This is a genomic window from Streptomyces sp. NPDC002835 (assembly GCF_053591995.1).
This window is the reverse complement of sequence record NZ_JBSFUW010000046.1, coordinates 12,275-35,844: the sequence shown is the minus strand read 5'-3', so window position 1 is coordinate 35,844 and position 23,570 is coordinate 12,275. Positions and strand designations below refer to the sequence as shown.

At 71.5% G+C, this 23,570-nt stretch carries 28 protein-coding genes; 23 read left to right on the top strand and 5 right to left on the bottom strand.

The genetic code is table 11. The features are described from left to right. Positions 1–68 precede the first annotated feature (68 nt). Entirely contained in the window at positions 69–740 is a 672-nt protein-coding gene (locus ACWD01_RS32720; protein WP_451166970.1) for an FMN-dependent NADH-azoreductase, read from the bottom strand. A gap of 127 nt (positions 741–867) precedes the next feature. On the opposite strand from ACWD01_RS32720, the gene ACWD01_RS32715 reads away from it, so the two are divergent. Continuing rightward, entirely contained in the window at positions 868–1,866 is a 999-nt protein-coding gene (locus tag ACWD01_RS32715; RefSeq protein WP_451166968.1) for a LysR family transcriptional regulator, read from the top strand. 91 nt (positions 1,867–1,957) lie between these two features. On the opposite strand, the gene ACWD01_RS32710 is transcribed toward ACWD01_RS32715, so the two are convergent. From ACWD01_RS32710 to ACWD01_RS32695, 4 genes are all read right to left on the bottom strand, one after another. After that, the gene (locus ACWD01_RS32710; protein ID WP_451166966.1) at positions 1,958–2,467 is read right to left on the bottom strand and encodes a nuclear transport factor 2 family protein; all 510 of its coding nucleotides are present in this window, start codon (positions 2,465–2,467) and stop codon (positions 1,958–1,960) included. Positions 2,468–2,481: 14 nt separating this feature from the next. After that, complete coding sequence (locus ACWD01_RS32705; RefSeq protein WP_451166965.1) at positions 2,482–3,426, bottom strand: NAD-dependent epimerase/dehydratase family protein; 945 nt, start codon at positions 3,424–3,426, stop codon at positions 2,482–2,484. After that, positions 3,423–6,260 (bottom strand): AMP-binding protein, encoded by a 2,838-nt coding sequence (locus tag ACWD01_RS32700; protein WP_451166964.1) that lies wholly within the window; start codon positions 6,258–6,260, stop codon positions 3,423–3,425. The genes ACWD01_RS32705 and ACWD01_RS32700 overlap by 4 nt, the downstream gene beginning before the upstream one ends. Positions 6,261–6,423: 163 nt before the next feature. After that, positions 6,424–6,822, bottom strand: a complete 399-nt coding sequence (locus ACWD01_RS32695; RefSeq protein ID WP_451166962.1) for a 4'-phosphopantetheinyl transferase family protein — start codon at positions 6,820–6,822, stop codon at positions 6,424–6,426. Positions 6,823–7,617: 795 nt separating this feature from the next. On the opposite strand from ACWD01_RS32695, the gene ACWD01_RS32690 reads away from it, so the two are divergent. From ACWD01_RS32690 to ACWD01_RS32585, 22 genes are all read left to right on the top strand, one after another. Continuing rightward, positions 7,618–8,397, top strand: coding sequence for a DNA-binding response regulator (locus ACWD01_RS32690; protein WP_451166960.1), 780 nt, complete (start codon positions 7,618–7,620; stop codon positions 8,395–8,397). Positions 8,398–8,478: 81 nt separating this feature from the next. Next, positions 8,479–9,273: a LuxR family transcriptional regulator gene (locus ACWD01_RS32685; protein WP_451166959.1), complete on the top strand. Its 795-nt coding sequence runs from the start codon at positions 8,479–8,481 to the stop codon at positions 9,271–9,273. 206 nt (positions 9,274–9,479) lie between these two features. Continuing rightward, complete coding sequence (locus tag ACWD01_RS32680) at positions 9,480–10,403, top strand: ACP S-malonyltransferase (protein WP_451166958.1); 924 nt, start codon at positions 9,480–9,482, stop codon at positions 10,401–10,403. Positions 10,404–10,435: 32 nt separating this feature from the next. Then, positions 10,436–11,188 carry a thioesterase II family protein gene (locus ACWD01_RS32675; protein WP_451166956.1) on the top strand — a complete coding sequence of 251 codons (753 nt, stop codon included), beginning with the start codon at positions 10,436–10,438 and terminating at the stop codon, positions 11,186–11,188. Then, a complete protein-coding gene (locus ACWD01_RS32670; RefSeq protein ID WP_451166954.1) occupies positions 11,185–11,952 on the top strand; it encodes an IclR family transcriptional regulator in 768 nt (255 codons plus the stop codon). The genes ACWD01_RS32675 and ACWD01_RS32670 overlap by 4 nt, the downstream gene beginning before the upstream one ends. 119 nt (positions 11,953–12,071) lie before the next feature. Further along, positions 12,072–12,326: an acyl carrier protein gene (locus tag ACWD01_RS32665; protein WP_451166952.1), complete on the top strand. Its 255-nt coding sequence runs from the start codon at positions 12,072–12,074 to the stop codon at positions 12,324–12,326. A 32-nt stretch (positions 12,327–12,358) separates the two neighbouring features. After that, the gene (locus ACWD01_RS32660; protein WP_451166951.1) at positions 12,359–13,621 is read left to right on the top strand and encodes a beta-ketoacyl-[acyl-carrier-protein] synthase family protein; all 1,263 of its coding nucleotides are present in this window, start codon (positions 12,359–12,361) and stop codon (positions 13,619–13,621) included. After that, positions 13,618–14,769, top strand: coding sequence for a beta-ketoacyl-[acyl-carrier-protein] synthase family protein (locus ACWD01_RS32655; protein ID WP_451166949.1), 1,152 nt, complete (start codon positions 13,618–13,620; stop codon positions 14,767–14,769). The genes ACWD01_RS32660 and ACWD01_RS32655 overlap by 4 nt, the downstream gene beginning before the upstream one ends. Beyond that, positions 14,766–15,644: a beta-ketoacyl synthase N-terminal-like domain-containing protein gene (locus tag ACWD01_RS32650; RefSeq protein ID WP_451166947.1), complete on the top strand. Its 879-nt coding sequence runs from the start codon at positions 14,766–14,768 to the stop codon at positions 15,642–15,644. The genes ACWD01_RS32655 and ACWD01_RS32650 overlap by 4 nt, the downstream gene beginning before the upstream one ends. Then, a complete protein-coding gene (locus ACWD01_RS32645; protein WP_451166945.1) occupies positions 15,644–16,492 on the top strand; it encodes an alpha/beta fold hydrolase in 849 nt (282 codons plus the stop codon). The genes ACWD01_RS32650 and ACWD01_RS32645 overlap by 1 nt, the downstream gene beginning before the upstream one ends. Next, entirely contained in the window at positions 16,489–17,460 is a 972-nt protein-coding gene (locus ACWD01_RS32640) for a hypothetical protein (RefSeq protein ID WP_451166943.1), read from the top strand. Before ACWD01_RS32645 ends, ACWD01_RS32640 begins: the two co-directional genes overlap by 4 nt. Continuing rightward, on the top strand, positions 17,457–17,804 hold the full coding sequence (locus ACWD01_RS32635; protein ID WP_356899494.1) for a DsrE family protein: 348 nt from the start codon (positions 17,457–17,459) through the stop codon (positions 17,802–17,804). Before ACWD01_RS32640 ends, ACWD01_RS32635 begins: the two co-directional genes overlap by 4 nt. Beyond that, positions 17,805–18,212, top strand: coding sequence for a hypothetical protein (locus ACWD01_RS32630; protein ID WP_451166941.1), 408 nt, complete (start codon positions 17,805–17,807; stop codon positions 18,210–18,212). Next, positions 18,212–18,622 carry a hypothetical protein gene (locus tag ACWD01_RS32625; protein WP_451166939.1) on the top strand — a complete coding sequence of 137 codons (411 nt, stop codon included), beginning with the start codon at positions 18,212–18,214 and terminating at the stop codon, positions 18,620–18,622. Before ACWD01_RS32630 ends, ACWD01_RS32625 begins: the two co-directional genes overlap by 1 nt. A gap of 123 nt (positions 18,623–18,745) precedes the next feature. Beyond that, the gene (locus ACWD01_RS32620; protein ID WP_451166937.1) at positions 18,746–19,858 is read left to right on the top strand and encodes a beta-ketoacyl synthase N-terminal-like domain-containing protein; all 1,113 of its coding nucleotides are present in this window, start codon (positions 18,746–18,748) and stop codon (positions 19,856–19,858) included. A 40-nt stretch (positions 19,859–19,898) separates the two neighbouring features. Further along, positions 19,899–20,150, top strand: coding sequence for an acyl carrier protein (locus ACWD01_RS32615; protein ID WP_356899498.1), 252 nt, complete (start codon positions 19,899–19,901; stop codon positions 20,148–20,150). Next, complete coding sequence (locus ACWD01_RS32610) at positions 20,150–20,554, top strand: 3-hydroxyacyl-ACP dehydratase FabZ family protein (protein ID WP_451166935.1); 405 nt, start codon at positions 20,150–20,152, stop codon at positions 20,552–20,554. Before ACWD01_RS32615 ends, ACWD01_RS32610 begins: the two co-directional genes overlap by 1 nt. Beyond that, complete coding sequence (locus tag ACWD01_RS32605; RefSeq protein ID WP_451166933.1) at positions 20,551–21,036, top strand: 3-hydroxyacyl-ACP dehydratase FabZ family protein; 486 nt, start codon at positions 20,551–20,553, stop codon at positions 21,034–21,036. The genes ACWD01_RS32610 and ACWD01_RS32605 overlap by 4 nt, the downstream gene beginning before the upstream one ends. Positions 21,037–21,059: 23 nt before the next feature. After that, positions 21,060–21,806, top strand: coding sequence for a 3-oxoacyl-[acyl-carrier-protein] reductase (fabG, locus tag ACWD01_RS32600; protein ID WP_451166931.1), 747 nt, complete (start codon positions 21,060–21,062; stop codon positions 21,804–21,806). A 29-nt stretch (positions 21,807–21,835) separates the two neighbouring features. Further along, entirely contained in the window at positions 21,836–22,477 is a 642-nt protein-coding gene (locus ACWD01_RS32595; protein WP_451166929.1) for a DsbA family protein, read from the top strand. A 2-nt stretch (positions 22,478–22,479) separates the two neighbouring features. After that, positions 22,480–22,695: an MbtH family protein gene (locus ACWD01_RS32590; protein ID WP_451166928.1), complete on the top strand. Its 216-nt coding sequence runs from the start codon at positions 22,480–22,482 to the stop codon at positions 22,693–22,695. A 159-nt stretch (positions 22,696–22,854) separates the two neighbouring features. Continuing rightward, a complete protein-coding gene (locus tag ACWD01_RS32585; RefSeq protein ID WP_451166926.1) occupies positions 22,855–23,550 on the top strand; it encodes a thioesterase II family protein in 696 nt (231 codons plus the stop codon). Positions 23,551–23,570 lie beyond the last annotated feature (20 nt).

The following is a 23,570-nucleotide window of genomic DNA, read 5'->3' as shown; positions in this document are numbered from 1 at the left end:
CCTCCCCGTGCCGGCCAGGCAGGGCCGTGGCGCCGCCGTCCGCGCTGGTGGCCGGCGTACGGCGCAGGTCAGCGGCGGGCGGCCTCGCGGGCGCGCTCCACCGCCTCCTTCAGCGAGCCGGCGGCGGTCTCGCGGAACTCGGCGAGCCTGGGCACATGACCGGACTTGGTCATCTCCGAGTGCAGGAAGAGCAGGTCGTCGCAGAGCCCCACCATGCCGAAGGCGGCACGCAGATACGGCTCCTGGAAGTCCGAGCCGTGCCGGGGCGTCCCCGGGCCGTAGGTTCCGCCCCGTGCCGTCACCACCACGACCCGCTTGCCCGACAGCGGCCCCTGCCCGGTCGTGTGGTCCACGATCATCGGCGGGATGGCGATGCGGTCGAACCACGCCTTGAAGGCTGACGGCACCGAGAAGTTGTACATGGGCAGCCCGATCACCACGGTGTCGGCCGCCAGCACCTCCTCGATGAGCTCCCAGCTGAGCGACCAGCTCCCCTTCTCCTCCGCCGTCACCGCCGCGTCCCGCGCGTCGCACAGCTCGCGGATCCCGGCGGTCTCCAGGCGCGTCACGACCTCGATCTGGGCCGCGTCCACGTGCGGCACCGGAGTCGCGGTGAGATCGCGGTGGAGGTGCCTGCCCGTGGGGTTGGCCGTTCGCCAGGCCGCGGCGAACTCGGCCGAGACCTGACGCGACACGGACTCCGGGCGAGCGCTGGAGTCGAGGTGGAGCAGCGTTGGCATACGAGAACCCCATCTAGGAGGAATCGGACCGGGGCCTTGTTATTCAACCGGTAAATGCGTTGTGAATCCCGTATGTTGGCGTGACGGTCGACGACGGCTGGCGTTAGAAGAAGTGACGGTGCGGACGGTGCTCGACATTCGGAAACTGGTGCTGCTGCGCGAGGTGGAGGCATCCGGTTCGATCGCGGCGGCGGCCGAGGCGCTGAACTACACCCGCTCCGCCGTCTCGCAGCAGTTGTCCGCACTGGAGGCCGAGACGGGTGTGGCGCTGGTCGACCGGGGGAGCCGGCGTGCCGGCCTCACCGTGGCGGGCAGGACCCTGGTGGAGCATACGGAGCGGATCCTCGAGCGGGTCGAGGCGGCCGAGGCGGTGCTGCTCGCGGTGACCGGCGGCGTCTCGGGCGAACTGCGGGTGGGGGTGCCGTTCCACGAAGGACCCGCGCTGCTGGTGCCCGTCCTCACCCGGCTGCAGGCAGAACATCCCGACCTGCGGGTCACCCTGCACGGGGTCGCCGCGTCCGAGGGCCGGGAGGCGGTCCGGCTCGGCCGGCTCGACGTGGTCATGGCGGCCCGCTACGACCAGGTGCCCCAGAACCCGGTGCCGGGGCTGCACGAGGAACCGCTGACGGACGACCGGGTCAGGATCGCGGTCGCCCCTGACGACGTGACCGCCGCCGGGGGCCGTGGACCCGTGGGGCTCGGCGAGTTCGCCCACCGGCCGTGGATCCTCGACCCCGACTCCGGACTCGGCAGGCTGGCGCTGCACGCCTGCGCGGCGGCCGGCTTCGCCCCCGACGTGGTGGCCGACACCGGGGACATGCACGCCGCGCTCGGGCTGGTGTCGCTGGGCTGGGGGGTCGCCCTGGTCCCGGACCTCGTACCGGCCCGCCCCGGCTATCCGGTCCGCCGTATCCCCCTCGCCGAGCCCGAGCTCATCCGGCGGCTCTCCCTGGTGGTCAGGCGCGGCGCCCTGGAGCGGCCCGCGGTCGCGGCCGTGCTGGCGGCGGTGCGGGTGGCGGCCGACACGCTGGAGCACGGCGGCGGGGCGGTCGCGGCAGAGCCGGTGGACGCCGTGCCGGACGACGTACAGCCGGAGGACGCCCTGCCGGAGGGCGTACAGCGATAGGACGCGCCGGCGGCCGGTGGGGGAACGGCCGCCGAGCGAGGGGAGCGTGCCGGGGGAACCGGCCGCCGAGCGAGCGAGCCGCCGGCCGGTGTCAGCTTTCGATCAGCCGGTGGAGGGCCGCCGTGTCGAAGATGTCCTCCATGCGCACGGCCCTGCCGTCCCGCAGCGTCCAGGAGTGCACGAACGACAGCGTCTCCGTACGCCCGCTCCTGGAGGTCACCTGACGCGTTCCGAACACCACCACCCGGTCCCCGGACTCCACGAACTCCTCCGGCTGCAGCCGCATCCCGCCCAGCACGTTCGGCACATGGGCCAGGAACTCCTTGACGCCCGCGTGCCCGTGCTTCGTGCCGCCCAGCCCGTACACGGTCATCCCGTCGGGGTGGATCCACTCCACGTCGGGCGCCAGGGTGTCCAGCAGGGCCGCCACGTCGCGGGAGCCGAAGGCCCGGTACGCGCGCCGGATCAGCTCGAGATGGGCGCTCGGCCCGGGAAGGCCGGGAAGGCCGGGCGCGCCGTCCGTCCCGGCGGAGGGCAGCGGGGCCGCCGCGGGGCCGGGCTGTGCGACGGTCTGCGTACGGGTCACGGATGCGGTCTGCATCAGGTGTGCGCTCCTCACCGGTTGATGTGCTCGGGGTACAGGCTTTCGAGGGTGCGGCGGATGCCGTCGCGCCAGCCGACCGTGCACGGCCCGGTCAGCTCCCGGCGCAGCGTGGGGTCGAACTGGTAGGTCTCGCGGGTCACTTCACTCGGCACGAGCTTCGCCTCGACCCCCGTGAGCGCCTCCATGTGGCGGATGCAGTCGGTGATGCCGACGGATTCGTCGCCGCCCCAGTTCACCAGTCGCGCCGGGGAGGTGGCGGCCCGCCAGAGCGCGGGCACCTGTGCCACCAGGTCGTCGGTGTGCAGCAGGGAGCACCAGTTCTGGCCTTCGAGGGGCACCGGGATGGGCTCTCCGGCGAGCATGCGCTTGAAGTACAGCATCGGCACGCCGCCGTAGCCGCCGGGCCCGTAGGCGATGTTGAGCCGCGCGATCGTGGTGGGCAGGTCCAGCACCCGGGCGAAGGCGCGTACCGCGCCCTCGGTCGCGATCTTGCCGACGGGGTAGGCGGGCAGCCAGTCGGCGACGCCGTCGACCGGGTCGGTCTCCGTGTACCGGTGGTCCAGCGTCTGCCGTGCGTACAGCGCGCCCGTCGAGACGAACAGGAACGCCTCTGCGGTGCGGCAGTGCGTCATCAGCCGGCCGGCGGCCACGGCGTTGACCTCGACGGCGGCGTTGAAGTCGCCGTCCTCGCCGCGGCGTACGGCGGAGTGGACGACATGGGTGAAGTCCTCGGGGACGCCCTTGAGGCCGTCGCCCGAGAGGTCGTCCATGTCCCAGCGCCAGGTGGTGATCCCCCGCTCGGCGAGCTCCCGCTCGACGCCGGGTGCGCCGAAGCGGCCCAGGCACCAGACCTCGTTGTGCTCGGCCAGCGTCTCGGCGACCGGCCGGGCCACCTGCCCGGTACCGCCGGTGACGAGGATCTTCTTGCCCTTCAGCGGGGCGGCCGGCGCGTTCATCGAAGGCTCTCTTCCTGTGCGGCGGCGGCACGCGCCGCGGCTGTGCGGTCGGCGTCCACGAGGGCGCGGTCGAGCTCCCGGCGGAGGATCGACTGGAAGGCGGCCACGTGCTGGGGGCTCATCAGCGTGTAGTGCTCGCCGGGCACCCTGATGTAGCGGTTCTCCCCGGTGGTGTACTCGTCCCAGCGGCGCAGTTCGTTGTTCAGCCAGTCGTCGACGGTGCCGCGCAGCGGGACGGCGTAGAAGACGTTCATCGACGGCACCGTGCCGCTCGGTTGGTACGAGCGGCCCAGGTCGGTGAGCCGGTTGGCCAGCTCCGCCCAGGTGCCGAACCGGTCTGCGTCGAGGTCCAGTTGGGCGAGACGCTCCGGCGGGGCGAGGGCCAGGAGTCCGTCCACCTGCTCCTCGGGGGCGAGCCGGCGCAGCAGGCGGGGCAGTTCGCGGGACTGCTTCTTGTCGATCAGCGACAGGAAGAAGGCCAGATTGGCGGCGGTCTCCGCGAAGTCCAGCTCGTCCATGCGGTACTTGATGTGGGGTGGCAGGTTGAAGCTGCCGACGAAGTCGACCCGCTCGCCCTGGGACCGGAGGATCTTGGCGATCTCGAAGGCCACCACACCGCCGTACGAGTAGCCGGCGACGGCGTACGGACCGTGCGGCTGCCGCGCCCTGATGCCCTCGACGTAGCAGTCCACCATCTGCTCGAAGGTCGCGAACGGCTTCTCGTCCTCGTTGAACCCACGGGCCCGCAGCGCGTAGAACGGCCGGTCGCCCACGAAGTACTTGGCGAGGTTGACGAAGACCAGGACCTCGCCGACCCCGGGGTGGACGCAGAACAGCGGGGTCTTGGTCCCGCCGGTCTGCATGGGCACGATCGGGTCGTACGCGGCCAGATCGTGCGCGCCGGCCCGGCCGCGCCCGCGCGCCTCGCGGTCCGCGAGGTGGGCGGCGAGCGCGCGGACGGTCGGCGCCGTCATCAGGGTGATGAGCTGAAGGCCGCCGGCGCCGAGCCGCTGGGTGACCTTGCTGCGCAGCCGCAGGATGTCCAGGGAGGTGCCGCCGAGGTCGAAGAAGTTGGCGGTGGCGCTGACGGTGCCGGGGTCGATGTCGAACATCTCGGCGTAGATCTCCGCCAGGACCCGTTCGACCCGGCCCTCGGGCGCGGTGTAGCCGCCGAGCATCCGCAGGGTGAGGTCGGCGGCGTGACGCCGCTGCGTCTCGTACGCGCCCGACTCCAGGCGCCGCCGCATCAGGGCGCGCTGGATCTTGCCGAGGCTGGTCTTCGGGAAGGCGTCCTTGGGCAGCGGCAGTATCAGGGAGGGGCGGAAGCCCCAGTGCATGACCACACTGCTGCGTACGGCGGTGAGCACCCGGTACAGCGCCGCGTCGTCGCCCGGCGGGAGGTCGGGGTGGAAGGCGATCACCAGCTGCTCCGTGTCGCTGCCCGCGGGGCGCACCGGGAACGCCGCGACATAGGAGGGGGCCACGGAGTCGAGCTGTTCGAGGGCGGTCTCGATGTCGTGGCTGAAGTAGTTGACGCCGTTGACGATGACGCTGTCCTTGCTGCGGCCCACCAGGGTCAGCCGGCCCTCGTCCAGGCGCCCCAGGTCGCCGCTGCGGAACCAGCCGTCGGCGGTGAACGCGTCCGCGGTGGCCTGCGCGTTGTTGTGGTAGCCGCGCGTGATCATCGGGCCGGTGAGCTGCAGCTCGCCCACCTCGCCCTCGGGGAGCGGGCGGTCGTCGGCGTCGGCGATCCGGATCCGCAGGCCCTCGACCGGGGTCCCCAGGTTGGCGAACTCCTTGCCGCGGTCGATGTCGGGGAAGGCGGCGCGGGAGTAGACGCTGCCGGCGCAGGTCTCCGTCATGCCGAACGCCGGCCAGAGCGCGTCCCGGGCGAGGCCGTACGGCGCCAGCAGATCGAGGAACGCCTCGCCGGTGGCGCAGACGACCGCCTCGCCGCCGCTGATGATGTGGCGCAGCCGGCTCAGGTCGAGCCGTGCGTCGGCCTCCGCCGTCGCCTCCGCGAGCCGGTCGGCGGACGAATTGATCAGCCCCAGCAGGAAGTTGGGCGTGAAGGTCATGGTCACGCCGTGCCGCGAGACGAGCCTCAGGAACTCCAGCGGCTCGCCGAGGACGACGGGGGCCTCGACGTGGAGCTGCCGGGCGCCGGTGGACAGCGGCAGCAGATGGCACTCCAGCAGGGCGGCCACATGGTCGAAGGAGACCCAGTTCAGCGTGGTGTCGTCGGCGCCGAGCCGGTGGTGGCCGTTCTTGGCGGCCATGGAGGCCAGCAGATTGGCGTGGCTCAGCATGACCGCCTTGGAGTTGCCGGTCGATCCGGACGTCAGCACCAGCACCGCGGTGTCGTCGGGCGCGGCCCGGTGGACGGCGGCGGGCCCGTCGGCGTACAGCCGGTCGAGCGGGGCGACGGAGAGGCCCGGCACCGGAGGCAGTTCGGCGGCGAGGGACTCGCTCGTGACGATCAGCGGCCGGTCCAGAAGTGCGTCGACATGCTGGAGCTGCGCGGCCCAGCGCTCCGGGTCGCCGCGGAGCGGCGCCATCGGGCACGGGACGTATCCGCCGAGCACGGCGCCCCAGAACGCGGTGAGGAAGTCCTGCGGGCGCTCGAGGATCAGGACGACCTTGTCCTGCGGCCTCAGGCCCCGTGCACGCAGGCCGGCCAGTACCCGGGTCGCGTCGGCCAGCAGGTCCGGGTGGCTCTGGTCGGCGTACTCGGCGTCGGCCCCGCCGAGGCAGTAGCGGACGCCGGAGCCGGGATGCTCTTCGGCGGCGCGCAGGAGGAGGCCGGCGATGCTCTGCGAAGGTGCGGTGTCCACGTTTGGTCTGTCTCCGTTGCCTCAGGGCACGGCGGGGAACGCGTCCCCGCGTGGCGTCGTAAGGATGTGCAGGATGAAGGACCTGACGAGAAGTCGTGCAGTCAGCGGCGAGCGGGGGTCGGTGGGGCGCTGTTCGCTTGTGTGGGTCTGTGAGCGTGGGGCTTCAACCGCGGGACGCGAACTGCCGGACGGTGATGTCGCCGCCGGTTCCCGAGGGAACCGCGACGGCCGCTGTCCAACCGTCGGGCACCGGCGTTTCGGCCACCTGCCACGTGGTCGGGGCGGCGAGGACGTCGGTGGTCACCTCGGCGGGGCCCGGGGCCCATGCGCGGGTCTCCAGCCGGCTCAGATCGGTGACGATCCCGACGCCGGCGGCCTTGAGGACCGCCTCCTTGCGGGTCCAGCAGCGCAGGAACGCCCTGGTGCGGCCCGGGCCCTCGGGCGCGGCGAGGACGGCGTCGTGCTCGCGGCGGGTCAGGACGTTGTCCGTGAGCTCCTCGACGGCGAGGTCCCTGACCGCCTCGGTGTCCACGCCGACCGGGGACGGGGCGACGGCCAGCATGCCGAGCCCGGACGAGTGCGAAAGGCTGATATGCCAATTGGTTTCAGGTTGAACAACTGAGGGGGGGCCGTGTTTCTCGCTCCCGCAGCCCGGACATGGGTTTCGGCCAAATGAAATCTTGGTGGCCGGGAGGTCGAAGAAACCGGCCAGTATGCGCCTTACCGCGGCGCGGCAGCAGATGTATTCGGCGGCCGCCTCGGCTGATTTGAGTTGCTTCAGGCGGGCCTGCTCCGCACTGTCGAGCAGGTCGAGATCGGCTCTGGCGTACGTACCCGTCGGTACGTGCCACCACCACACCTGGGTGCCGGTGGCGAGCGGACCTGACGAAGTTGCACTGATGGAGTGATGGATCGGTGCGCAGCGTGTGGTCACCCGGTGACCGTAGGCGTGAAACCACCCGTACGAGTGGTGAGTTGACAGCAAGCGGTCACGCGTATCACCGACAGTGATGATCAAATCGCGTGTGGTGACTCAAGTGGGAGGCGGCACTTTCGCTTACGGGGCGCGTGTGCAGCTTGTTGACACTCGTGGCGCACGGGAGCGCACATGGCTTGAAACAAGGGGGTTCCATGAGTGCCGAGCGCGTCGGCCATGACCGATCTTGTTGACTGGTTCCGAACCAGCGAACTAGTGTTCCTGACGGCATCTGAGCCTTTCTCATGGCGTGAAAGTGCCGGATTCAACAGGTGTATCGGGCAATCTCCCGCCGGCGACCCCGGGGGGTGCCTGTGACCAATACTGAGGGTCGGCGCGGACTATGAAGAAGATCCTGGGTAGTCGAGGGGGGCGCAAGTGATGGACACGGTTTTGGATCCACCAGATGCGGACGGAGCCGAGCAGACCGTGCCGGAGGAGCACGCAGCACATCTTGAGGAGACGCTGCTGCAGGTCCAGGCACTGATCGAGTCGACGGTCTCCCTGTACCGCAGGCAGCCGGTCGCATCACTCGCGGCGGAGCCCACCGACGTGGCTCTGCTCGACAGTGCGCTCGACCAGCTCATCGGGGGTGCGCGCCACTCGCTGAGCGTGGCGCTGACACAGGCGGGCGACTTCAACGACTCGGTGCTGCGGCTGCTCGCCAGGGTGGGGCCGACCGCGGCGGTACGGGTGCTGTGCACCGCGGAGGTGGCGGACGCGTCCCTCGCGGCGCTCCGGCGGCTCCCGCAGTCCCGTCTGGAGATCCGGGTGGTCGAGCGCGAACTGCGCGAGATCGTCGTCGTCGACGGCGCGGGCGCCCTGGTGCGCGGCGCCGCGACCGAGCAGGGCACCCAGGCCACCGTCGTCAACGACACGGCGGCCGTGCGCGCGCTCGAGCTGCTGTTCGCCGGCGCGTGGTCCCGCGGGCGCAGGCTCGCCGACCACCTGGAACTCGGGCCGCGGCTGCGCACGGAGCTCACCCGCAGCATCCTCGAGCGACTGCGTGCGGGCCGGACCGACGACGTCGCCTCACGTGAACTGAACGTGTCGCTGCGCACCTATCGCCGCCATGTCGCGGAGATCATGCGGGAACTGGACGCCAACTCCCGTTTCCAGGCCGGTGCGCGCGCCGTGGAGCTCGGGCTGCTGGCGGAGTAGCGGCCGAACGACCGACCAGTACGCGGCCCGTCAGGCGGGCGGGCCGCAGGCAGAACACCAACGGGGATGGTGGAAAATTACTTGTCCAGAGAACCAGGGGACGAACTCGAGCACGCCCTGCTGGAGGTCCAGGCGCTGATCGAGTCGACCATGGCCATCCATCGCGGCCGCAGCGTTCGAAAACAGCAGATCGCCACCGTGGAGGGCGGCTACGGGGCGGTGCTCGACGTCGCGGAGGAACTGATCGCGTCGGCTGACCGGTCGATCGACATCGTGCACGCCCGGATGCCGGCCGTCAGCGAGCAGCCCGACCGTTCGGAGCGCTCGGAGCGGGAACTGATCTACGGGGCCAACGAGTCGGTGTCGGTGCGGCTGCTCACCAGCCCCACCCTCCTCGACGAGTCGTACGTCCGTGAACAGCTCGGCAGACCCAGACCGGTGGCGATACGGGTGGCCCGGGTGCCTCCCCTGCAGGCGCTGCTGGTCGACGGCACGACCGGGCTGGTGGTGGCCGAATCGGCGGTCGGCCGCCGGGCCTCACTGATCAGGGCGGCCGACGTGCTGCACACCCTGTACACCCTCTTCGAGAGTGTATGGAGCAACGCGGTGCCCGCCGGTGAGCGCATCGTCTTCGGAGACCGCGACCGGGCCGCGCTCGCCCGGCAGATACTCGGCGCCCTGCGGGCCGGCGTCACGGACGAGGTCGCCGCCCGCGAACTCACCGTGTCCGTCCGTACGTACCGGCGCTACGTCGCCGAGATCATGACGCTGCTCGGTGCCAATTCCCGCTTCCAGGCCGGGGTCAGAGCAGCCGAACTGGGTCTGCTGCCGACCGCTTCCGGATCGGCTCCGGGCGGCTTCGGCACCCGGCCCTGAATGCCCACTGGCAGCTTCCTGAAACGAACGTTGCCGCCCTACGTGCCGGGCAGTTGTATAGCACCCGAGGCGCGGGAATCCGGATCTGAACGGAAATCCCGTCCCGGCGGTCGTGCAATCCCCCGTGTGCGCCGCCGTTTGCGCGGAGGTCCGTGAAGAACGGACCTCCGCGCCGACCCCGGTTGACACCGCGCGGAGGGCGTGCCATGGAGCAATTGCCGATCGGTCTTGTTTTTCCAGGCCAGGGAACCCAGAAACAGGGAATGGGTGAACCCTGGCAGGAAACACCTTCCTGGCAGTTGACTGCCGAAATCTCGGAAGCCACCGGCGAGGACGTACCCGAACTCCTGCTGCGCACCGCCGCCGATGATCTCCGCCGCACCGACCTCGCGCAGATCGCCGTCTTCTCGGTCGCCGTCGTCGCCCACGCGGAGGCCGTACGGCGCGGGGCACTCGGCGGACGCGTGGTCGCCTGCGCCGGCCACAGCCTCGGCGAGTACGCGGCCCTCACCGCCGCCGGCGCCCTGTCGGTCGGTGCCGCCGCCGCGCTGGTCGCCGCCCGTGGCCGGGCCATGCGGGACGCCGCGGCGGAACGCGAGGGCACCATGGGGGTCCTCGTCGCCGCGCCGCCGTCCGAGGTCGACGCCCTCGTGGGCGAGTTGCGCGCCGCGGGCCACGAGGTGTGGACCGCCAACTTCAACGGCCCGGGCCAGACCGTGGTGTCGGGTTCCGCCGAGGGGATCGACCGGCTCGGTGAGCAGGCGCCGTCCATCGGCGCCAAGATGATCCGCCTCCAGGTCGGCGGCGCCTTCCACAGCCCCTTCATGGCCCCGGCCGCCGACGCGCTGCGCACGGCCTGGAAGAACACCGCCTGTGCCCCCGCCCACCTGGCCGTGGTGGCCAACGTCGACGCCCGGGCGTACACGGGCGACTGCGACTGGACCGACATCGGGACCCGTCAGCTCACCTCGCCCGTGCTGTGGGAGCAGAGCGTACGGACCCTCACCGGCACGCTCGGCTGCCGCCGGCTGGTCGAGCTCGGGCCGGGCCGGACCCTTGCCGGACTGATCCGCCGGATCGACCCGGACCTCGAGGTCGTGTCCGTGGACGGTCCCGGCGCCCTCAACTGACGTACCCATGTGAGCGAGGAGACCGACCCACCATGGCACTTGGCACCGACAGTATCTGGCTGCGCAGATACACCACCCGGGACGAGCCGCGGCTGCGGCTGGTCTGTCTCCCGCACGCCGGCGGCTCGGCCAGCTTCTTCCACAGCTGGGGGCACGCCTTCGGGAGCGACGTGGAGGTCATGGCCGTCCGCTACCCGGGCCGCCAGGAGCGCATCGCGGAGGACCTCTTCACCGAGATGGAGCCGCTCGCCGACGCCGTCACGCGGGAGCTGCTTCCGTACACGGACGCCCCGCTGGTGCTCTTCGGGCACAGCATGGGCGCCTCACTGGGCTACGAGGTCGCCCTGCGGCTCCAGCAGCGGCACGGCACCGTCCCGGCCGCGCTGATGGTCTCCTGCCGCAAGGCCCCGCACCTGCTCACGCCGCGCACGGCGGTCCTCGGCGACGACGAGGAACTGGTCGCGGAGGTGAAGCGGCTGGGCGGAACCGACACCGCGCTGCTGGACGACATGGATCTGCGGGAGCTCATCCTCCCCGCCGTCCGCGCGGACTTCTCGATCGTCGCCCGGTACGCGGCACGGCCCGGCACCCCGCTGGCCTGCCCGGTCGTCGGCTACGTCGGCGACAGCGACCCGGACGTCGACGTCGAGGGCGTCAAGGGGTGGGCGGACGTGGCACCCGCGGGCTTCTCCCTGAAGGTGCTGCCCGGTGGCCACTTCTACCTGGTGGACCGTCGCGAGGAACTCCTCGAGGACATCCGCGCACGGCTGGCGCACCGGCGATGAACACCGACACCCGCCCGCTTCCCACGAGCGGGGTCGGTGTGCTCGACAAGGCCTCGATCGTGCTCAGCGTGGTCGAGAGCGAGCCGGTGACGCTGGCGGAACTCGTCGCGCGCAGCGGGCTCGCCCGGCCCACCGCGCACCGGATCGCGGTCGCCCTGGAGCGGCTCGGCCTGCTGACCCGCGACTTCGAGGGCCGCTTCGTACTCGGCCCGCGGCTCGGCAACCTGTCGGTCGAGGCACAGCGGGACCGGCTGGTGCAGGCCGCCGTGCCGGTACTGGACGAGCTGAGCGCCCGGACGGGGCTGGACGCGCGGCTCTTCCGGCGCCGAGGCGCCCGGCACATCTGCGTCGCCACCTCGCCGGTCCGGCCCGCCGAGGAGGACCCCGTCCCCGTCGGCACCTCCCGGCCGGTGAAGTCCGGCCCGGTCGCCCAGGTGCTGCTGGCCTGGGAGGAACCGGAGGAGCTGTACGAGGGGCTGCTCGGCGCGCGGTTCAACGCCGCGCAGCTCGCGCTGGTCCGCCGGCGCGGCTGGGCCTACGGCCCGGACGCGATGGTGGCCGACACGCTCTCCTGCGCCGTGCCCGTACAGCTCCAGGCGGGCCGGGTGATGGCCGCGCTGACGCTGTCGCAGACACCCGCGCATGTCCCCGCCCCGTCCGGCCGGGTACTCGGCCGCGCGCTGATCGATTCCGCCGCCGTGCTGAGCGACGCATTGCTGCGCGCCCAGGGCGAATTCGTCCCGGTGAGCGCTTCCGGGACATGAAAAGGCAGCGGTGGCAGCTTGTTGCAGCCGCCGTTGTGGCCGAAAGAGACCACCGACAGTATTCATTCCGAGTCCTGCCGCCGACCTGTCGAGCGGCACATCAGAAAAGGGGTAAAGGCGTGACCACTGCAACGCGCGACGACCGTCTCGTCACCATCAAGGAAATCGTCTGCGACATTCTCGAGATCGAAGAGGACGAGGTCACGGAGGTCAGCCTCTTCAAGGAGGACCACAACGCCGATTCGCTGCGCGCCATCGAAATTCTGGCCGCGCTCGAAAAGGAGTTCAAGGTCGTCATCAACCAGAGCGAACTGCCGCGCATGGTGAACCTCAAGGGCGTCTACGAGGTCGTCTCGGAGCCGGCCGGCTGGTAGTCGGTCCGACCGCGGCGGATTGGGAGGTTGGCATGACGGCAGTGCGCGGCACCGGCCAGGCCGGGCCGGAACGGCACCGGGTCGTCCTCACCGGACTCGGTGTGGTCTCCAGCATCGGGCTGGGGGCGAAGGAGTTCCTCCGGGGGCTCAGGGAAGGGCGCAGCGGGGCACGGCCCATCACGGTGTTCGACACCGAGGGGTTCGCCCACGCGAACGGGTGCGAGATCACGGATTTCGACCCGCGTGACTGGATCAGCACGCTCCAGGCGGAACAGCTCGGCAGGGCCGCGCAGTTCTCCGTGGCGGCGGCCCGGATGGCCCTGGAGGACTCGGGACTCGACCTGACGGAGCTGCGCGGCCGTCGTGGCCTCATCTCCATCGGCACCACCGACGGCGAGAGCTACGACCTCGACCAGATGGTCGAGCGGGAACTGGCCGACGGCACCGGCATGTTCGACCCCGCGGCCGCACGGCGGGTGCCGGCCGGCCGGCTCTCGGTGGCCATCGCCCAGGAGCTGGGCCTCACGGACGTGGAGGCACTCACCATCCCGACCGCCTGCTCGGCCGGGAACTACGCCATCGGCTACGGCTTCGACGCCGTCAGCTCGGGCGAGGCCGAGTTCGCCTTCTGCGGCGGCGCGGACGCGATGTGCCGCAAGACGTTCACCGGCTTCTACCGGCTCGGCACCATCGCCCCCGACCGGTGCCAGCCCTTCGACGTCGACCGCAAGGGCATCCTCACCGGCGAGGGCGCGGGCGTCCTCGTCCTGGAACGACTCGACTCCGCCCTGGCGCGCGGCGCCACCATCTACGCCGAGGTGCTCGGCTACGGGCTCAACTGCGACGCCCACCACCAGGTGGCGCCCGACCGGGACAGCGTCGCCGAACTGATGCGCCTCGCCCTGGAGAACGCCGGCGTCAAGCCGAGCGAGGTGGACCTCATCTCCGCGCACGGCACCGGCACCAAGGCCAACGACATCACCGAGGCGGGCGCCATCCGCCAGGTCTTCGGAGACGCGCCTCCCCGCACCGTCTCCATGAAGTCGATGCTCGGCCACAGCATGGGCGCCGCCAGCGCCCTGGGGGCCATCGGCTGCGCCCTCGCGATCCAGAACCGTTTCATCCCGCCCACCATCAACCACGTCACCACCGACCCCGAGTGCGACGTCGACTGTGTCCCGAACGAGGCGGTCGAGGCCGACCTGAGGATCGTGCAGAACAACGGCCTCGCGTTCGGCGGCAACAACGCGGCGGTCCTCCTCGGCAGGTACGACGCGATCAAGGAGGCGTCATGACGATCCGCCCCATCATCGGGATGGGCGCCGTCGCCGCCACCGGCTCCGGGGTCGACGAGCTCTTCGAGAGCCTGTGCCAGGGCCGCAGCGGCCGGGCCGAGCTCCGCGGGTTCGACCGCACCCGGTTCCGGGCGCAGCACGCGTACGAGGTCGACGACAGACCGGTCGCCGGTCAGGACGTACCCGGCCGCGCGACGGCGCTGCTGCTCGACGCCGTCGGCCAGGCGGCCGCCGACGCGGGCCTCGGCGAGGACCTCAGCGGCATCCCCGTCCTCGTCGGCACCGGGCTGCGGGAGCTGCGCTCCCTGGAGCTGTGGTGGCGCGACGGCTCGCCGTTCGCGGACTCCGGACTGCACTTCGGCACCGGGCTGCGCGAGCGCTTCAACGCCGATGTCACCCACACCTTCTCCAACGCCTGCTCCGCGTCGCTGTACGCGCTGGCGCTCGGCTCCGACCTGCTGGACCAGGAGGGCGAGGACACGCCCGACACCGTGATCGTTGCGGGCGTCGACGTGCTGACCGAGTCCATGTACGGCCTGCTGGAGCGCGTGCACCCGCAGCCGCCGGACCGGGTGCGGCCGTTCGACCGCAACCGCACCGGCGTGCTGATGGGCGACGGCGCCGCGGCGATCGTGCTGCGCCGCACCGAGCAGGGCGCGCCCCAGGTACACGGCAGGCTGCGCGGCGTCGCCGTCAACTGCGACGCCTACCACGTCACCGCGCCCTCCCCGGAGGGCATCGCGGAAGCCATGCGCTCCGCCCACCGACTCGCCGGCGTCAAGCCGTCCGACGTCGACCTGGTGATGCTGCACGGCACCGGCACGCTCCTCAACGACGAGGCGGAGGCCGCCGCGCTCGCCGACGTACTCGGCGACAGCGCCTCCGGACCGCTGATGACCGCCGTGAAATCCATGACCGGGCACACCTCCGGTGCGTCCGGGCTGATCAACCTGATCGTGGGCGTACGCGCCCTGAACGAGGGACGGGTACCGCCGACCGTGGGCCTCGAGGAGCCGGTCGAGGAGGCCGCGCCCTTCCGCTTCGTCACCGGAGAGGCGGCCGGTTCACGGCAGCTGAACGTGGCGCAGCTCAACGCGTTCGGATTCGGCGGGATCAACGCCGTCGCCATAGTGGAGGGCCCCCGATGACCACGCAGAGCACCGACACCACCGTGGTGGTCTCCGGCGCCGCAGTGCTGCTGCCCGGCGCCGACACCGTACGGGCCCTCGCCGACGGCCCGGTCTCCGGCGGCGCCCCCGTGGAGCCGGCCGAGCACGTCGGCCGCAAGGGGCTGCGCTACAAGGACCGGGCCACCCAGCTCGGCTACTGCCTGACCGCGGCGGCCCTGAAGGACGCCGGCCTGCTCGGCGAGGACGGTCTCACCTGCGCCCCCGAGAGCGTGGGCGTGGTCGCCAGCTCCAACTTCGGCAACCTCGACACCGTGGCCAGGGCGCTGGACACCATCCGCGAGGAGACCGTCACCGCGACCAGCCCGATGGACCTTCCCAACGCGTCCAGCAACGTCATCGCCTCGTCCGCGGCCATCCGCTACGGCCTGCGCGGCCCCAACCTGATGGTCTGCAACGGCGAGACGTCCGGCCTGGACGCCGTCCACTGGGCGACCACGATGATCGCGGCGGGGCGGGCCGAGCGGGTCCTCGTCCTCGGCGTCGAACCTGACAACGACGTGGTGCGCAAGCTCCTCGGCGGCAACCGTGCCCTGGACGGCGGTGCGGCGCTCGTGCTCGAGTCCCGGCCGGCGGCCGAGCAGCGCTCGGCGACCGTGCGCGCGGTCCTCGGCGGGTACACGAGGAGCGCCGGCGAGCAGGGGCCCGCCCGCGGTCGCCGCTGGGAGCTGCCGGAGCATCTCGGCAGCGCCTCGGGCGCGCACGGAGTCCTCCAGTGCGCCGCCGCCGTCGGCTGGTTCGACGCCGGCGAGCGCGGCCCGGTGCATGCCGTCGCGGGCACCGCGGCGGACGACGCGAGCGCGGATCTGGTGCTCCTGGCCCCCGAGGCGGCGTGATGACCACCCACATGGACCTGAGACCCGTCTCCGTCCGGCAGCGCACCGAGGGCAGCGGCCCCCGGGTGCTGATGCTGCACGGCCTGGCCGCCAACGACAGCGTCTGGGAGCGTGTTCTTCCGCTGCTCCCCGACGAGTACGAGCTCTGGACCGCCCGGCTGCCGTGGCGCACGGAGACCATCGGCGAGTGGGGCGAGCAGCCCAACCTCAAGGGCTGGCTGGCCAAGGCGATCGAGGCGGTGCCCGGCCGCGCCGAGGTCGTCGTCGCGCACTCGATGGCGGCGAACGTGCTGCTCGACCTGCTCGACCAGAAGAACCGGGGCGGCGTCGACGCGCTGCGCCAGTTCGGCATCCGCGCCCTCGTCCTCGTCTCGCCGTTCTACCGCGGCCGTGCCGACGAGTTCGACTGGAACACCATCAGCTACTACCTGAACGACTTCCATCTGATCATGGAAGAGGGGATCAGGGCACACTCCGACGGCCGCTTCCCCGCCGATGTGCAGGAGGCCATGGGCCGGCGGGTGCGCGACCGGGTCGGCGCCTACGGCTGGTTCCGCTTCTTCGACCTCTACCTCCGCACACCCGCACTGCAGACCGGGCGCATCACCGTCCCCACCCTGGTGCTCGGCGGCGAGACCGACTTCGCCGCCCGGCCCGAGGAGAGCGTGGCACTCGCCGAAGCGCTCCCCGACGCGGTCTCCCGCGTCCTGCCCGGCTGCGGGCACTTCCCGATGCTCGAGGCGGCCCAGCTCTTCGCCGCCGCCGTGCAGGACTTCGTCAACCCGATCACGGGCGTCACCCCTCAGCGCGGGACCGCCCCCCTCAACGCTCTGGAGCCCCAGCGATGACCCTCGTCACCGACACCGCCGTCAAGGCGCTCCTCGAAACCACCACGACCACGCAGGTGCGCCCCCGCTACGAGGGCTCCAACATCTGCACCTGGATCGGCTTCAAGCACGTCAACTACCTCGTAGAGGAAGCCGTCCTGGACCACTTCCGGCAGGCCGGGCTGCCCGCCCGCGCGCTCTACGAGGAGCACGGCCTGGGCCTCGACCTCGTCTCCATCGACAGCCGCATCCTGCACGCCTTCCACATGGACGACGTCGCGGACGCGGAGGTCGTGCCCTGGACGAAGGATGACGACGGCACGATCGGCTTCAAGGTCACCATCCAGTTCGAGCGCAACGGCGAGATCCACAAGGCCGTGACCTCCAAGGTCCGCGTCTCGCTGCGCATCGACACCTACCTGGAGGCGGCCGGCGAGGTTCCCGCCGAGCTCGCCCGCTTCGCCGTCGCCACCCTCGGCGACGACCTGGAGCGCGAGGCGCCCGCCGCCGCCCCGGCCGAGGAGGAGATCCTCGCCTCGCTCACCGCCGGCCAGAACGCGTACGCGTGGAAGTGGAACATCCCGTACCCGTACTGCCACTTCACCGAGCGCATCCAGATGTCCGGCTACCTGCGGCTGATGGAGGAGGGCAAGGACCGCTTCGTCGCCGACCGCGGCATCTCCATCAAGACCCTGCTCGACGACCGCCGCTGGATCCCGGTCGTGCCCCGCTCCGACATCCGCATCCTCGACGAGGCGCTGATGGAGGAGGACCTCTACACGGTCTACACCGTCGAGGAGGTCTTCAAGGACTTCACCTACACCTCGCGCATGGACTTCTACGTGCTGCGCGACGGCAAGCTCGTCAAGACCGCCACCGGCCGCATCGTGCACGGCTACGCCGTCATCGAGAACCGCCGCGACTGGAGCCTGGTCAACTTCGACCAGCGGGTGATCGACGCGATCAACGGCAAGGCGCCGCAGGCGTGACGGAGACCTGGGAGAGCGGCGGTCCGCCCCGGCTGCTGCTCATCGAGAGCCAGGGGCAGCCCGCGCGGGACTCCGGTTTCCGGCGCGATGCGGTCACCCAGGTCCTCACCGGGCACTCCGTGCTGCTCTTCCTGGTCCAGGACGGTGTCGTACTGGCGGTTCCCGGCAGCGACGAGGACCTGGACCGGTTCCAGAAGGGCGGCGGGGTGCTCGCGGCGGACGGGTTCTCGCTCGCCCAGCGGGGACTCGACACGGACCTGCTGCGGCCCGAACTGCGGGTCGTCGGCATGGACGAAGTGGCGGGCTGGCTCCTCGACCCCGCCGTCCGGGTGGTGTGGCACTAGGTGGCCAGGAGGATTCCCGAGACGGATGTGCTGATCACCCTCATGGGCGCCCCGCACGGCAGCGACCAGGTCACCACCGCACTGCGGCTGACCCAGGCGCTGCTGGAGCGGGGGGCCAGCGTCCAGGTGTGGACGTGCGGCTACGCCACCCTGCTCACCCAGCGGGCGCTGGGCCCGGACAAGCCGCGCAACCTCGCCGACTGGAACCGCGACTACCCCTCCACCGCGGCGCTGGCCGAGGAGCTGCTCAACGCCTTCCCCGGCCGGCTGTACTGGTACGGCTGCCGCTTCTGCAGCGACGACCGGGGCGCCGCGGAGCATCTGCCGCAGGTGGTGCTGCGCCCGCCGGCCGGATACGCGGCCAACGTGGCCGCCGCGGCCAAGACCGTCCTGGTCGGAGTGATCTGATGGAGTTTCAGGAACATCCTGGCGGGCGGGTGCTCGCCATCGTGGAGCGCGGCTACCGGGGCGCGCTGGAGAAGCAGTTCTTCGACGAGCTCTACCTCGCCACCGAACTGCACCGGCAGCTCGGCGGTCTCGACATCCTGCTGCGCGGCCAGGCCGTGACCTACGCCATCGACGCGCCGCCCATGCCGCCGCTGCGCATCGGCAACCGCACGGTGGACACGCTCAGCGACCCCCGCAAGGGGCTGCGCACCCTTCTCGACGCGGGGGTGGGCGTCTGGGCCGAGGAGCCGGGGCTGGCCGCGCTCGGCGGGTCCGGTTCGCCCGACCGGCTGCTGGCCGGCATCCGGGTGGCGGCGGAGGGCGAGACGGCCGCCCGCTGGACCGAGTACCGGATGGTCTGCTTCCTGTGACCGCCCTTCTGTGACTGCCTTCTTGTGACCCCCCGAGCGCCTGACCGCCGCACCGGCGGTGTGCGCGCTGCTGTGACTTCGCGAGCTCGACGAGCTCGATGAGCGGAAGGAAATACGACGGACATGTCCACACTCACCACCGGCGCCGGACGCCCGGTGATCACCGCATGGTCGGCCGTGTCGTCGTACGGCGTCGGCAGGGCGGCGTTCGCCGAGGGCCTGCGCGAACGGCGCGAGGCCGTCGCGGAACTCGGCCCCGAGCACGGCGAGACGCCCGACGGCACCGGCTGCGTGGTACCCGGCTTCGACATCCGCACGGTGCTCGGCAAGAAGGGCACCCGCTCCATGGACCGGGTCACCGGGCTGACCGTCACCGCCGTCGGCGCCCTCCTCGACGACGGCGACCGCAACCGCGCGGTCGGCACCGGCGAGGGCGCCGCCTTCGCGCTCGGCACCACCACCGGCAGCGCCCAGTCGATGATGGACTTCACCCGGGACTCCCTCACCGGTGACCAGCCCTTCTTCGTCGACCCGGCGCGCTTCCCCAACACCGTGATGAACTGCGCCGCCGGCCAGAGCGCCATCTGGTACCGGCTCAAGGGCCCCAACGCCACCATCGCGGGCGGCCGGACCGCCGGTCTGCACGCTCTCAACTACTCGCGCAGGCTGCTCTCCTCGGGCCGCGCCCGTACCGTGCTGTGCGGCGCGGCCGAGGAGTTCTCCTCGGCCCGCGCCTGGCTGGAGCGCCGCGCCGGCGACGGGGGCGACGACGCGGCGGGCGCCCCGCTCGGCGAGGGCTGCGCCATGCTCCTGGTCGAACCGCACGACCCCGACGACGCCGCCCAGCCCGTCCTCGCCGAACTCCTCGCCGTCGAACTCGGCGTCGTGCTCGACGGCGACACCCGCCCCGCCCTCGTGTCCTGCCTGCGCTCCGCGCTGCGCCGGGCCGGCGTGGAGACGGACCAGGTCGTGGCCGTCGCCCGGTCCGGTGCCCCGGGCCGCGAGGGCCGCGGGGAGGCCGAGGCCGTGGCCGAGGTCCTCGGCGACGCCGGCCACACCGACCTGACCCCCACCGGGCTCATCGGCGACACCGGCGCCGCCGCCGCGGCCTTCCAGGCCGCCGCACTCCTGTCGTACGCCGCCGACCGGCCGGAGACGGCCGCCGGCCGGATCGGCGTGATCACCTCCGTGGACCGCACCGGCACCGTCGGCTGCGCCCTGCTCGCCCTGCGCTGAGCCCCGCCACAACCACCCGCTGATGAGAGGAACTCCAACCGTGCTGGACAAGGAAGAACTGCGCGCCGTCGTGGCCCAGGTGCTCGACGTCGACGAGTCCGAGATCACCGACGACGCCAGGTTCGTCGACGACCTCGAGGTCGACTCGCTCATGGCCCTGGAGGTCGTCGTCGTACTGGAGAAGAAGTACGGCATCAAGCTGCCGGAGTCCGACCTCAAGCAGATCGTCACCCTGCAGAGCGCCTACGACCTGCTGCTCGGCAAACTCGACGCGGCGCAGCGGGCAGCCTGATGCCAGGCGCGAGCCCGCTCGCGGGACTGGTCGAGGTGCTGCCCTCCGAGGACGAGGCGCGCACCGCCGCCCGCTTCACCGTCCAGGACGGCGAGACCGTGCTGCCCGGCCACTACCCGGGCTTCCCGATCTTCCCGGGTGTCTGCCTGGTGGAGTGCACCCACCTCGCCGCCCTCGCCACCGCACCCGGCGGCGCCAAGGACGGCGAACTGGCCGCCGTGGAGTCGACCCGGTTCACCGGGCCCGTCTTCCCCGGCGACCGGCTGGAGATCGCCATGGGCTGGAAGCAGACCCCGGCCGGTGACTGGCAGTGCCGGGCGAAGCTCGCCACCCAGCGCGGCGACGCCGCCACGGTACGGCTGCGCTACCGCCCGGCCACCACGGCCCCGGAGGTGGCGGCATGACCGGCCAGCGCGACATCCGGGCACGGCTGCCGCACCGCTTCCCGATGCTGCTCGTCGACCGTGTCGTCGACGTCGTACCGGGTGAGCGGCTGACCGCGCTGAAGGCGGTCACCTGCAACGAGCCCTGGTACGAGAAGCTCGGCCCCGAGACCCCCGAGGAGGACTTCGCCTACCCGAAGTCGCTGCTCGTGGAGTCCTGGTGCCAGTCCGCCGGAGTCCTCGCCACCTGGGACGACCCCAACCCGGACGTGCTGGACGGGCAGGTGATGCTCTTCGGCTCCATGACCGGGGTCGAGTTCCACCGGCCCGTGCTGCCCGGCGAGGTGCTGGAGCACCGGGTCCGCCTCGACCGCCGCGTCGACGACACCGTGCTGTTCGAGGGCGAGAGCCGCTCGGCAGGGGAGACGGTCATGACGATCGGCCGGATCGTCATGGCCTTCCGCCCCGCCGAGGCGCTGCGCCCCGCCGCAGCGACCACCTGATGCACGACTCACGGAGAAACATCATGGGAGACACCACGAACCGGGTGGCCCTCGTCACCGGCGGCTCGCGCGGCATCGGCCGGGCCACGGTCCACGCGCTGGCCCGTGACGGATTCGACGTCGCCTTCTGCTACCGCTCGGACGAAGAGGCCGCCCGCACGCTGGAGAAGGAGACCGCCGACCTGGGCGTGCGCGTCACCGGCAGCCGGGTCGACGTCGCCGACGCCGAGTCCGTACGGGCCTGGATCACCGCCGCCGAGGAGGAGTTCGGCCAGATCGACGCGGCCGTCACCGCCGCCGGCATCACCCGCGACAACCCACTGGTCCTCATGGACGACGAGCAGTGGCACCAGGTCATCGACACCAACCTGGACGGCGTCTACCACGTCTGCCGGGCGGTCGTCTTCGGCATGATGAAGCGCCGCTCCGGAGCGATCGTCAACATCTCGTCCGTCGCCGGTGTGTACGGGAACGGCACCCAGACCAACTACTCCGCCTCCAAGGCCGGGATCATCGGCTTCTCCCGCGCCCTGGCCAAGGAGACCGGCCGGGCCGGCATCCGGGTCAACGCGGTCGCCCCCGGCTTCATCGAGACCGACATGGTCGCCGCGATGAACGACAAGGCCCGCAAGGAAGCCCTCTCCTCGATCCCGCTGCGCCGCATGGGCACGGCGGAGGAGGTGGCCGACCTCGTCGCCTACCTGGTCTCCGACCGGGCCGCCTACATCACCGGAGCCGTGCTCCAGATCGACGGCGGCATCACCATCTGATCCACCCGCGAACCCCCTTGGAGGCGGTGATGGCACGACGCGGACCACGCTGGTACTTCTCCTTCCGCAGCCCGTACTCCTGGATGGCCTACCGGGACCTGACCGGCAGCCATCCGGACGTGGCGGACCGGATCGAATGGCTGCCCTTCTGGGAGCCGGACGAGTCCGCCCAGGACCAGCTCGAGCGCAGCGACATCAAGCTGCCCTACGTGGCGATGTCCAAGGAGAAACACCTCTACATCCTTCAGGACGTCCGCCGGCTGGCCAGGGCGCGCGGGCTCGAGATGGTGTGGCCGGTGGACCCCGCGCCGCGCTGGGAGGTGTCCCACCTCGCCTACCTGGCGGCCGAGGAACTCGGCGCCGGACGGGAGTTCATCGACGAGACCTACCGCGCCCGCTGGGAACTCGGCGACGACATCTCCGACCCCGAGACGATGGGCCGGATCGGCAAGACGCTGGGCCTCGACGGGGAAGCGCTCGCCGGAGCCCACCAGGACCCGCGGATCCGGGAGCGCGGTATCGCCGCGCTCGCCTCCCTGCACCGCGACGGAGTGTTCGGGGTGCCCTTCTTCATCAGCGGATTCGACAAGTTCTGGGGTGTGGACCGGCTGACCGACTTCGTCGGGACGGCCCGCGCCCACTTCGAACGACACACAGTGAAGGAAGACTGATCATGGCCACGAACCCCTTCGAGAACGACGACGCCCGCTACTTCGTCCTCGTCAACGAGGAGAACCAGCACTCGCTCTGGCCGGTGTTCGCCGAGGTGCCGGCCGGCTGGACCGTGGTGCACGGCGAGGACAGCCGCCAGGCATGCCTCGACCACATCAACAAGAACTGGACCGACATGCGGCCCAAGTCCCTGGCCGTCGCGATGGACGCCGCCTGACCACCCCCCTCCGGGCGGCCCGGCAACGGGCGTTGGCAGCAATGTGCAACGCCCGTTGCCCGACGACCTCGCCGATGTGACCGTGGCACTGACGCCGCTGTGAGCGTGGCACCCCGCCGCCTCCGGGAAGCAGCACCTTTTCAGAAAGCGATGCCGCTCATGACCCATGCACTGGTGTGCCTCCCCTTCGCGGGAGGCGGCGCCGGTTTCTACCGCGCCTGGAAACAACTGCCCGACCACGCTCCACGCATCGTGCCCCTGCAGCTCCCGGGCCGCGAGGAGCGGTTCATCGACGAGCCGTTCCGGGACGTCGTCGATGCCGCCGACGCGCTGGCACCGCAGGTCGCCGCGCTGGCCGGGGACGACCCCGTGGCCCTCTTCGGGCACAGCCTCGGCGCCGTCCTCGCCTACGAACTCGCCCGCCGGCTGGAGAAGGACCCCGCCGTCCGGCTGAGCCACCTCTTCGTCAGCGGCTCGCCCGGGCCCTGGACCGGCCGCAACCGCCGGGCCACCGGGCTTCCGGACAGCGAGTTCCTCGCCCGGGTACAGGAGTTCGCCGGCTACGAGCACGACGCCCTCGCCGACCCGGACATGCGCGAACTGCTGCTGCCGGTCCTGCGGGCCGACGTGGAGATGCACGAGAACTACAAGCCCGTCTCCGACACGCCGCTGCGCACCCCCGTCACCTCGCTGCGCGCCACCGGGGACGAGCTGGTCACCCGCGAGCAGGCCGAGGAGTGGCGGACCGCCACCACCGGGGACTTCCGCCTGGTGGAGCCCGACGGCGGCCACATGTACCTCATCGACTCGCCGCTGCCGCTCATCGACGCGGTCGCCGCGGCCCTGCCGTCATGACGGCTACCAGCGGCGGCGGG